9 protein-coding genes are annotated in these 10,776 nt (G+C 64.3%); 5 read left to right on the top strand and 4 right to left on the bottom strand.

Going from position 1 to position 10,776, the window contains the following annotated elements; genetic code table 11:
- Nucleotides 1-889 (top strand): PA14 domain-containing protein (locus G4L39_RS13845; protein WP_205881033.1); only part of this gene is annotated, 889 nt, incomplete at its 5' end.
- A gap of 618 nt (nucleotides 890-1,507) precedes the next feature.
- Here G4L39_RS13845 and G4L39_RS13840 read toward each other — a convergent pair.
- Entirely contained in the window at nucleotides 1,508-2,623 is a 1,116-nt protein-coding gene (locus tag G4L39_RS13840) for an ATP-binding protein (RefSeq protein ID WP_165109093.1), read from the bottom strand.
- Nucleotides 2,624-3,120: 497 nt separating this feature from the next.
- Here G4L39_RS13840 and G4L39_RS15960 point away from each other — a divergent pair, with 497 nt between their 5' ends.
- The 4 genes from G4L39_RS15960 to mobA are packed head-to-tail and all read left to right on the top strand — an operon-like array spanning nucleotide 3,121 to nucleotide 6,069.
- Nucleotides 3,121-3,399 (top strand): c-type cytochrome, encoded by a 279-nt coding sequence (locus tag G4L39_RS15960; protein WP_165109091.1) that lies wholly within the window; start codon nucleotides 3,121-3,123, stop codon nucleotides 3,397-3,399.
- Nucleotides 3,287-4,939, top strand: coding sequence for an ethylbenzene dehydrogenase-related protein (locus G4L39_RS13830; RefSeq protein WP_425485751.1), 1,653 nt, complete (start codon nucleotides 3,287-3,289; stop codon nucleotides 4,937-4,939). The genes G4L39_RS15960 and G4L39_RS13830 overlap by 113 nt, the downstream gene beginning before the upstream one ends.
- A 36-nt stretch (nucleotides 4,940-4,975) precedes the next feature.
- Nucleotides 4,976-5,446 carry an MOSC domain-containing protein gene (locus G4L39_RS13825; protein WP_165109087.1) on the top strand — a complete coding sequence of 157 codons (471 nt, stop codon included), beginning with the start codon at nucleotides 4,976-4,978 and terminating at the stop codon, nucleotides 5,444-5,446.
- Between the two features lie 44 nt (nucleotides 5,447-5,490).
- Nucleotides 5,491-6,069, top strand: coding sequence for an NTP transferase domain-containing protein (gene mobA, locus G4L39_RS13820; protein WP_165109085.1), 579 nt, complete (start codon nucleotides 5,491-5,493; stop codon nucleotides 6,067-6,069).
- A gap of 633 nt (nucleotides 6,070-6,702) precedes the next feature.
- Here the strand turns inward: mobA and polX are convergent.
- From polX to G4L39_RS13805, 3 genes are all read right to left on the bottom strand, one after another.
- On the bottom strand, nucleotides 6,703-8,454 hold the full coding sequence (gene polX, locus G4L39_RS13815; protein ID WP_165109083.1) for a DNA polymerase/3'-5' exonuclease PolX: 1,752 nt from the start codon (nucleotides 8,452-8,454) through the stop codon (nucleotides 6,703-6,705).
- 77 nt (nucleotides 8,455-8,531) lie between these two features.
- Nucleotides 8,532-9,467: a carbon-nitrogen hydrolase gene (locus G4L39_RS13810; protein ID WP_165109081.1), complete on the bottom strand. Its 936-nt coding sequence runs from the start codon at nucleotides 9,465-9,467 to the stop codon at nucleotides 8,532-8,534.
- A gap of 9 nt (nucleotides 9,468-9,476) precedes the next feature.
- Nucleotides 9,477-10,490, bottom strand: a complete 1,014-nt coding sequence (locus tag G4L39_RS13805) for a serine/threonine protein kinase (RefSeq protein ID WP_343203341.1) — start codon at nucleotides 10,488-10,490, stop codon at nucleotides 9,477-9,479.
- Nucleotides 10,491-10,776 lie beyond the last annotated feature (286 nt).

The following is a 10,776-nucleotide window of genomic DNA, read 5'->3' as shown; positions in this document are numbered from 1 at the left end:
GATTGCCAACGCCACGACGACGGTCTACTCGTTTGTGGCCTCGACCAACGACAACGGGGCGCAGATTGACTGCGTGGTGACGTTGTCCGCGTACGGGTCGGTGACCAGTCAGCTGGCGACGGTGACGGTGTTGACCGACACGGTGTTTGTGCCGGGCAAGCTGAAGGAGGAGTTTTTCCCGGGTGCTGCGTTTGACGCGGTGTTGTACGGGAATGTGGGGGCTCCGGCACAGGTGAATGAGTGGACGATCTTTGAGTCGGGCACGAACATTGCGGACAACTACAGTCGTCGGGTGAGCGGGTTCTTCATCCCGCCGCAGACGGGCGACTATGTGTTCTTCATCAGTTCGGACGATGAGAGTCGTTTGTTCATCAGCACCAACAGTGACCAGCCGTCGGCCAAGGTGTGGGTTGCGCATCAGCCGTCCTGGAACAATGCGCGGATGTGGGTGTCGGGGAGCAACCCGAGCCAGCGGCGTTCGGACCAGTTCAGTCCGGATGGCGGGGTGACGTTCCCGTACTCGATGGGGATCCACCTGGAGGCCGGGAGGCGGTACTACATTGAGGCCATCCACCGCGAGGGCAGCGGCGGGGACAACCTGGCGGTGACGTACAAGTTGTACAACGCTCCGGATCCGATGGATGGGGATGCGCCCTTGTTGACCGGGGCTGTGATTGGGTACATGGCGGCGCCTGCGCCGGTGGAGCCGCCGGTGCTGACAGTGGGTCGGCAGGGGAACAACGTGGTGATCTCGTGGAGTCCGGCCGGGGGTCGGCTGGAGAGCAGTCCGGTTCTGGGTCCGGGTGCCACGTGGACGACGGAGACGACGGACAATCCTGCGGTCATACCGATTACGGGTACGGCGAAGTACTTCCGAGTGGTGCGGTAGGGCCGCGGGCAGTGACGGGCTTCTGAGGCCCGCTGGATGACAGGCGCGACGGGGCCGGGTTCGACCAGATGCGGACCCGGCCCCGGTCGCTTTGTCGGTGACAAGAACGCTTCCTCATGTCGTAGGCCGGCTCGGGTGCCGCGGGAATGATTACTTTTACGTGGCATCCCGCTTCTCCCAACCGCTCTGGTCGAAGGTTGCCCCGGTTGCGGTCATCCAACCAAGGGGGCACGGCCCCTGGGAGCGTGCGGGTCCGGCTCTGCCAGTGAGGGCTGGCACCAAGATCCGGAAGCAAACATCCATGGTTGGGCAAAATCAATGCCCGCCATTTTCCCCGGGCATTCTGCTTGGGGATGCTTTTCGTCAGATCCGTGGGGCGCCTCGACCTCTGTACCGGCACCCGGTAGTTGCAAGGGTGGGGCAGAGGTTTCATCTGCAGGGTTCCGGGCTCCCACTATCTCCAGGGCCACAAGGCCTGTTCGACCGGGGCCATGAAGCTTCCGCACGAGGTTGCGCGGTTTCCACAAGGCTCAAGGCGGCAGTTGCCAGGTCGGTTGGGAACCCGGTCACCGGCACGGGACACTTTTCCCGTTGCTGCCGGACGCGTGCGGGCCGGGGTCAGCGGCTTTTCGCACCAACCCAGGGCAGCGTAAAACGGAACAGGGCACCTCCCAGGGGGCTCACGCCAGCCTCAATACGGCCGCCATGGTCCTCGACGATCCGACGACAAATTGCCAGTCCCAGCCCGGTACCGTGCCGTTTGCCATGCGTGACGAAAGGCTCGAACAGACGATCCCGGATTTCAGCAGGGACGCCCGGCCCGTCGTCGTGCACTTCAGTCACAGCGCATGCGTCGGTACCGGTCAGGCGGACTTCGATCCGGCCTCCGGCGGATAGTGCGTCGCAGGCATTGTGAACCAGGTTTTGCAAAACTCGGCGAAGGCGGCGGGGCTGAAGCCGAACCCGACCGGCGGGCCAGTCGTCGGGGGTCCAAAGCAGGTCCGGCCCCCGCAACTTCACCTCCCCCGAAAGTTCCTCCAGCACGGCCTTCAGGAAGTCCGCGTAAATCGTGGGGGTCATGCCCTCGATCCCGCTGCCGCCCTCGGTGAAGAGCAGGATCTCCTGAATCGAGTCGGTGATGCGTTCGACCTGGCGCCGGATGCGGTGCAATGCCTCGGCACGACGGGTGGCGTCGGCCTGCGTGGCAAGGCCCATTTCCGCGGCCAGTTGGAGGACATTCAACGGACTTTTAAGGTCATGAATAATCGCGCGAGCGAACCGGCCCACGAGGGCCAGTCGCTCCATCTGAAGCGTTTGTTCCACGTAAACCCGGTTGAACTCGCGCAGCCGCCGACTGAGCTCCCGTAACAGGCGAAGGGCGAACTCCGGGTGTTCCCGCATCAACTCCACTACTGCCGCCCGGGGTAAAAACCGGACAACGGCTCGAGTCCGGGCCACCACAGCGGCCGAGCGCGGCTTTTCCTCCACCACCGCCATTTCACCGAACACAGCTCCGGGCCCCAGTGTGGCCAGCACACGGCCCGAGCCCGCCCCGGTTGAGCAGCCGATCTCCACCGTCCCCTCCTCCAGCAGGTAGAGGCCGTCCCCGGGATCGCCCTCCCGTACGATCCAGGTTCCCGGGTCCACTTCCATGCGCCGCGCAGACGCGGCGACCCTGGCACGGACCCGGTCCGGCAACCCCTCAAACAAAGGGTGATGCAAGCCCTCCGACACGCCGGGTCATTGTAGCTGACGGCTCTCCCGGGTAAAGCGGCGGCGCGAAGCAAGAGCGGTTCGGTGCTTCCAAGTGGGCCCCTGACTCGTTCCCGGCGATTCCGGCAACCAAAGTCCGGCCCATTTCTGAAACTTTCGCGCCGATCGGCAAAACGCGGCCAGTTCGATGGCCGGGCCGAGGCTCCGATATTTCAAGGCCCCACACCGGTTCGCCGGATTGGGGCCGTGGTCATTCCGCCGGAGCGAAAACCCGTTTGGCCCTGGAACCGGTTGGAATCCAGTGGACTCCAGCATACGGGGCGGGGGGACTTGCTGCAGAATGCGATGGCCCTGGCCGAGGTGGGCGCGGGTGGCCCGGATACCGGCACGCCGACGGGGACACCCGAAAACGCAGGTGAAGGAGGGGACAAACGTGCGGGCGGCCCCTCCGGTTTTTGCGAAAAGTTTGACCTGAGTCAAAGAACGCTCTCCAAAAGGCCTTATGCTGTGCATCAGCGATGAAAACGTCGGGTGCAAGGCTCGTCAGCGGTTGGATTGCGACGCTGCTGGGACTGGGAGCCGCCTGGGTCACCGGGGCAGGTGGCACGCTGGAAGATGTGAAGGGGGACCTGGAGTTGGGGCGGAGGCTTTATGACCAGCATTGTGCACCCTGCCATGGGGTGGATGGGAGCGGGCAGGGGGCCGGCGGCCATCTGGTTGTTTCCCAAGCCGCGCAATTTCAGCGCCGGTTTGTTCAAGATTCAGAGTACGCCACCCGGCACGCTGCCTTCGGATGAAGACCTGTTCCGGTCGATCTCCCAGGGTTTGCCGGGTAGCGCGATGCCGGCGTTTGGTTACCTGGGGGAGGCGGAACGGTGGGCTCTGGTGGGTTATGTGAAATACCTGACGGCGTACACGAACGCGCAGGGGCAGCGAGTGAATCGATTTGAGGAACAGCAGGCAGCCGGCGTTGTACCCGGGCCGATCGAAGTGCCCCCGGAACCGCCAGTGACCGTGGATTCCCTGGCACTGGGCAGGGCGGTTTATGCAAGGATGCAGTGCCACCTCTGCCATGGGGAGACGGGTGCCGGCGACGGCCCTCAGGTGCCGTTGCTGAAGGACAGCTTCGGTTTTCCGGCCCGACCCCGTGACTTCAACACCGAAAGGTTCCGCGGCGGTTCCAGCGGCCGGGACCTGTATTTGCGGATTCGGATCGGTTTGGCCGGGACGCCCATGGTGCCATACGGCGACGATGTGATGACTCCGGAGGAACGCTGGGCGCTGGTCCACTACATCCGGTCGCTCCGCCGAACGGATGTGGCCGTCAACGACCTCCTGCAGCCAGAGGACAACCGCATCCCGCTCCGGCGGGTGGAGAAACTTTCCACTGATCCGTTGGATCCCGCGTGGGAACAATGGGAGGCGTCCCGCATTCCTCTGCACCCATTGTGGCCCGAACCCCAACAGGTGTATGCCGTGGCGGTGAGGGCGGTCACGGATGGCCGCAAACTGGCACTGTGGATGCAATGGCGGGATCCCCTGCCTCAAACCCGGGCGCTCCGCGTGGAGGACTTCCAGGATGCTGCCGCGGTCCAATTTGCCCTCGGCACCGAGCCGGCCTTCCTGGGGATGGGGGATCGTCAAAATCCGGTGAATATCTGGCACTGGAAAGCCGCGTGGCAGGCGGAACTGGCGGCGGGTAACGGGCCGGACATTGCACAGGCCTACCCTGCCATGCATGTGGACACCTATTTCCAGCCGCAGCGGCATTTCCTGACAGCCCGGGACGCGGGCAATTTCCTGGCCCAGCCGCATCGCAGTCCGGTGGAGGATGCCAACGCACGCGGATTCGGATCGTTCCAGTCGCAGCCGCCCGCCCGGCAGAATGTGACCGGGCAGGGCGTGTGGACCGACGATAGCTGGACCGTGGTCTTCGTCCGGGAACTGCGCAACCGGGATCCGGATGACGCGCAGTTTGTCCCGGGGCGCGCGGTGCCGCTGGCGTTCCCTCGGGGATTCCCATTCTGGTCCGAGGAACGCCGGGCCGAGGTCTTGGCGCGGCTGTGGAGCCGGGAGCCGCCCCGGCACGCGGAGTTGGTGGCCTGGGCGAGTGATCCCCGGTGCGTGCGCGCGCAGAAAGGACCGGCACCCGGTGCTGCCTGTCCGCTCTGCGGTTTTCCCACCTTTGAATGGGCGGATCCGCACCGGGCGCAGACCTTGGAACCCTGGATCCGCGAAGATGCTCCCTGGTGGGCTGCCGGGTTGGGGCTGTGCGGACGATGCGCCGAACTGTATGAGGCGCGACGCTGGCAGCGCCGCTACCTTGGCGCAGCTTGACAAAGGCGCACATGGGAGGCTTGTTCGGTGACCAAGATGGCGAGGATTCGACATTTGTTCATTTCGCCGGGGCACAACTACTTCGGACACCACGGCCAGCCGCCGGGCGAACACCCGATCGTGGAGGTGGAAGCGGTCGAATGTGTGGCCGGCCGCGGCTTGCGGGGGGACCGGTTCTTCGACTTCAAGGACGATTACAAGGGCCAGATCACGTTTTTCGCCTGGGAAACCCTGGAAGCGATGAGGCGTGAGCTGGGCTTGCACGAGGCACCCGCCGCGGCCACCCGGCGCAACGTGATCACGGAGGGATTGGATCTGAACGCTCTGATCGGCCGTGAATTCGAGCTGCAGGGAGTGCGGTTTTTTGGCGTGGAAGAATGCCGGCCCTGTTACTGGATGAACCGCGCCTTCGGCGATGAGCGGGTGGAGGCGTGGTTGCGGGGCCGGGGTGGGCTGCGGGCTCGCATCCTGACAAGCGGATGGCTGCGCCGGGACACAGCGACGTAGCGCAGGGCTCACAGGGCACAAGACCACGGCTTGCCTTCAGTGCCGTGATCCTGGCGGGTGGAGCGTCCACCCGCATGGGGCGCGACAAGGCCACGCTGATCTGGCAGGGCCGGACACTGTTGGAGCGGCAGTTGGCACTGGTCCGATCCGTGGAGCCCGCGGAGCTGTTTGTTTCCGCCCGCGACGATGCGCGGTATGAGGGATTGGACGCGCCGATCCTCCGGGACCGGTTCCCGGACTCCGGACCGCTGGCGGGGATTGAACGGGCACTCGATGCGGCCGCCACGGAGCATGTGCTGGTGGTGGCGGTGGATTTGCCGGCGCTGACCGCGGATTTTTTACGGCGGTTGCTGGGGCGTTGTGACGAAAGGACGGGGGTGGTGCCGGTCTGGCGCGGCGCATGGGAACCTCTCGTGGCCGTCTACCCCAAACGATGTCATGGTCTGGCAGTCGATCTTTTGGCGCGATGCCGTCCCGCAGCCCGAATGTTTGCCGAACGGTGCCGGGCCGAGGGTGCCATACGGCCCTGGCCACTCCGGGCCACGGAGGCTGAATGTCTTCGAAATTGCAACACACCGGCCGAATGGGAGGCATTGCAAGCGCGGAGTCGCACCGCGTTCTGAGCCGGGCGCTTTCCGGTTTTGCGGGATTCCCACACGGCACGCTGTAAACCACCACGACCGGCGTCCGTTGCACGGCTAGATTTCCAATCAGAGCCATAGCTCCTCCCCGGGCAGACAACAGAATTACCGCGGGCCGTGAAGGGCCCGGGTTTTCCCCGGGACCGGGATTTTCATGGGCGGCATTGAGGAGGCGGACGACGGAGGCTTTCAGGGAGACGCCCGGAGCTTCGGCCATCAGGGCCGACGATTCGGCGGCGGACACGGACGGCCCGGCGGCATGAGGAGGCGTTGTGCGCATGGGGTGGAAGCCGCTGCCCATCGCCTCAGCCCGCGCCCTTTACCCCCTTTGACAACGTGGAGCCCGGCCGTCTGAGTCATTCCCGGGAAGATCCGGGCGAAGAAGGTCGTGAGATGTCCCCTCATGAAGTCACAAAACACAGCGGCGCAGGGGAGGGGCCGCTGTGCATCAGGACGGCACAACGTCGCCACGGGTGAGTGTCGCGCCATTCTCTGGCACCGGGCGGGCCGGGGTGGGGGCGGTGGGGCGGGTCTTGAATGCGACGCAGCACACGGTGCCCGACCTTGCGAGTGCGGCAGGGCCGGCCCGGGGTCGGAGCCTGTCAGGGCTCGGCTTCAGAGCTTCTGCCGCTTCCTTTGCAGCGCCTTGAGGAGTTGTGGCCAGGGCAGGGTGTTGATGACGTCGCGTGGTTGAAGCCACCCTTTACGGGCGATGCCCACCCCGAGTTTCAGATATGCCACGTGCTCGCGCCGGTGCGCATCGGGCCCGAGCACGCACCGGACGCCTTTGCGAAGTGCCGCCGGCCAGTGGCGCCAGTCCATGTCGAACCGGTGGGGGTTGCAGTTGAGTTCGATCCAGGTGCCGGTTTCGGCACAGGCCTCGATCACGGCGTCGAGGTTGACAGGGTAGGGGTCGCGCTCAAGGAGCAGTCGACCGGTGGGGTGGCCGAGCGCATGGACGAACCGGTTTTGGGCGGCGCGGATCAGCCGTTTGGTGTTTTCGGCCTCGTTGTTGGCGGGGACGTGCAGGCTGGCAATCACAAAATCCAGTTCGGCCAGAAGATCATCGTCGAAATCCAGTCGGTCGCGCAAAATATCCACCTCCGTGCCGGCCAGCAGATGGAAATCGGCGCCCTCGTCTTCGAGCCTTTGGTTGATCTCGCGGATGGCCCGGATTTGTTGCCGCAGCCGTTGGGGATCCAGCCCGTTGGCCTGGAAGGAGGATCGGGAGTGGTCGGTGACGGCCCAGTAGGCCAGGCCGAGGGAACGTGCCAGTTGGACGGTTTCCTCAAGGGTCATGTGGCCGTCGCTCCAGGTGGTGTGGTTGTGGAGCGAACCTTTGAGGTCGGTCCATTCGAGCAGGCGTGGAATCGGGCCTTTTTCCGCGGCTTCAAACTCGCCCAGGTCTTCGCGGAGCTCGGGCGGGATGTAGTGGAGGCCGAGCTGCTGGAACACCTCGGCTTCGTCCTTGCAGGGGATCAGAAGTTTCGGATCGCGGGTTTCCTCCTTGGACCGGAACAGGCCGTATTCGTTGAGGCGGAGACCCCGTTCGATGGCGCGCTGGCGCATGACGATGTTGTGCTGTTTGCTTCCGGTGAAATAAATCTGCGCGAAGGGGAACTCGCGGTCGGCCACAACCCGCAGGTCGGCCTGCAGACCGCCTTCGAGCAGGACGCTGGCCTTGGTGTCGCCCTTGGCCAGCACCTTGGTCACGGCCGGTTGCCGGGTGAAATCCTCCAGGACCTGCTTCGGATTTTTGCTGGAGGCAAGCAGGTCCAGGTCCCCGATGACTTCCTTGTTCCGGCGCAGGCTTCCAGCGGGGCTGCAACGGATCACGTCGGGATGCTGTCGCAGAAACTCCAGCAACGGCTCGGCGGCGCTCCACACCTCGATGAGGAGATGCTGGGACGCGAATTTCCGGCGCCGCTCAATGCCCTCGAGCAGGTTGGCCTGGGTTTTTTCTCCGAAGCCGGGCAGCGTGGCCACCTTGCCCTCGCGACAGGCTTTCTCAAGGGCATCCACCGACTCAATGCCGAGTTTTTCCCTGAGGGTGAGGATGCGTTTGGGGCCGAGCCCGGGGATTTCGAGCAGCTCGATGAGTCCGGGCGGGATGGAGGCCTTCAGCTCCTCATAGTAGCCCAGCCGGCCCGTGGTCACCAGTTCCGTGATCTTGTCGCGGAGACTCTCGCCGATGCCCTTGATCTGGTCCAAACGGCCCTCGGCGACGACCTTTTCGAGGGGTTCATCCAGGCTCTCAATGGCCCGGGCGGCATTCAGATAGGCGCGCGTTTTGAACGGGTTTTCCCCCTTGAGCTCCAGCAGGGTCCCAATTTCGGTGAGGATGGCCGCCACTTGTTCCTTGTTCATCACCGGTCATGATGCAGGGGGCTGCGAAAACGCGGCAAGGGCAAAGCCGCAGGGGGCGGCTCATCCATGGTGCGGTATCAGCGACTGGCGGGAGGGGCTGAAGGGTCGATCCATCGACGGGTCAACCCCTCATACGCGTCGATCCGTCGATCCCGCAGGAATGGCCAATGCGTACGTGTGAGGTCCAAAGCGTCAAGGTCCAGCTCCGTTACCAGGATCTCTTCCCGGTCGGCCGAGGCCCTTGCCAGGATTTCGCCGGAAGGACCCGCAACAAAGCTCTGCCCCCAAAACTCGATGCCGTCGCCGGGGGCTTCGGGGAGGCGCTCGTGCCCCACGCGGTTGACGGCAGCCACATAACACCCGTTGGCGACGGCGTGGCTGCGCTGGATGATCTCCCAGGCGTCGTGCTGCGTTTGGCCATGCTCGGCCTTTTCCGAGGGATGCCAGCCGATGGCGGTGGGATAGAAAAGGATCTCGGCACCCTGCAGAGCGGTGAGTCGGGCGGCCTCCGGATACCATTGGTCCCAGCAGATCAGAACGCCCACACGCGCATGCCGGGTGGCAAAAGCGCGAAAGCCGAGGTCCCCCGGGGTGAAATAGAACTTTTCATAGTACAGGGGATCGTCCGGGATGTGCATCTTGCGGTAGATCCCGGCTAGGGACCCGTCGGCATCAATGACCGCAGCGGTGTTGTGATAGAGACCCGGGGCACGGCGTTCGAACAGCGAGGCAATGACCACCACCTGCTCGTCCCGAGCCAACTTTTGAAACGCGCGGGTGGTGGGGCCCGGAATGGGTTCGGCCAGCCGGAAAAAGTCGTGGTTCTCGCATTGGCAGAAATAGACGGAACGGAACAGTTCCTGCGTGCAAATGATCCGGGCACCCTGACGGGCCGCTTGTCGCGCGGCGCGCAGGGTGCGCTGCAGGTTTTCATCGGGATCCGGGGTCGCAGCGGCCTGGATCAGGCCGATGCGCACCCGCCGGGGACGAACGTTCTTGGATTTGCGGGTCATCTTGTGCACTCAGTGCGGTCGTGAAAGGTGTTCGGCCCGGAGCATCATCCCGGTGCTCTTCTCCATCCACGGGGACGGCGCGGGTGCAGCAGGAGAGCCGTCAAACAACTCGCGGATATACCGGCCCAGGGTTTCGTTGGTCGGGCCGTAACCCGCATGGTAGATGTAGTGCTCCAGGTCGTAGAGGAGTTCGTCGGCGGACCCGTACCGCTGCCGCAGGTCCCGGGCCAGGGCCTTGTGAAGGATGGCGTTGAGCCGGTCGTCAATGCGCTCGTCCAGGGTTCGGAAGTCCGGTATGGGCAGTTGCAGAACCCGCTGCCGGGATTCCTCTGGCGTGGCCGCCTTGAAGATGTTGTACCCCAGCAGAAGATGGGCCAGCACGATCCCGGCGGAAAAGAGGTCGGAACGCTTGTCCGTCTTCTGGAAACTGGCCTGTTCGGGGCTCATAAAATCGGCCTTGCCGGCGATGACCTCACCCTCCTGATCGGTCAGGTAGCCGCGGGCCTTCGCGATCCCGAAGTCGGTGAGTTTCACGTCACCCTCAAACGCGATGAGGATGTTCTTGAAGCTGACGTCGCGGTGCACGATTCCGAGAGGACGGCCATCGCGATCCGTCTTGGCGTGGGCGTAGGCGAGCCCCCGGGCAATCCGGCTGACGATGAACACAGCCAGTTCCCTGGGCAAACGCCGGCCGCACTCAAGGTGCCGCTGGGTGAACTGCTCGAGGTTCACTCCACGGATCAGCTCCATGGCGATGAAATAGACGCCATGGGCTTCGCCGAGGTGATAGGTTTGAACGATGTTGGTGTGGATCAGGTCGGCCACCAGCTTGGCCTCCCCGATGAAGTTCGCTATAAACTCGGGCTGACGGGCGTACTGTTGGCGGATCACCTTGATCGCCACCCGCTTCACAAAGCCATGGGCACCGTGCTGTTCGGCTTCGTACACAATGCCCATGCCGCCCTCGGCAATCTTGCGCACGATTTCATAACGACAATCCGCATGGATGGTGAACAGCGCCACGCAGCGATGGTGGCCGAGGAACGTGATGAGTCAAGTGCTACGGTTCCGGATGGCTACCTGAATCCTTAGCCAGCCGTTGGGGCGGCGTGTCAAAGGGTGTTTTCGAATCGGAGGAGTCTCTAAACGAGATCTGGGAGGGCTCTGGGGCCCATCGGGGAGGGGTCGTCCGGGCGCCGGAAGGGCCGCAGGGCCGTGCCAGGGTGGTTTTTTTCCCAGATGCGGGCATGCTCCGCCCTGGCCGCCAGAGCGGTCGGCGCGCGCGGGGTTCGGGCCGCGACTCCAGTTC

The organism is Limisphaera ngatamarikiensis (assembly GCF_011044775.1).
GTDB lineage: Bacteria > Verrucomicrobiota > Verrucomicrobiia > Limisphaerales > Limisphaeraceae > Limisphaera > Limisphaera ngatamarikiensis.
This window is presented reverse-complemented; position numbering and strand designations above follow the sequence as displayed.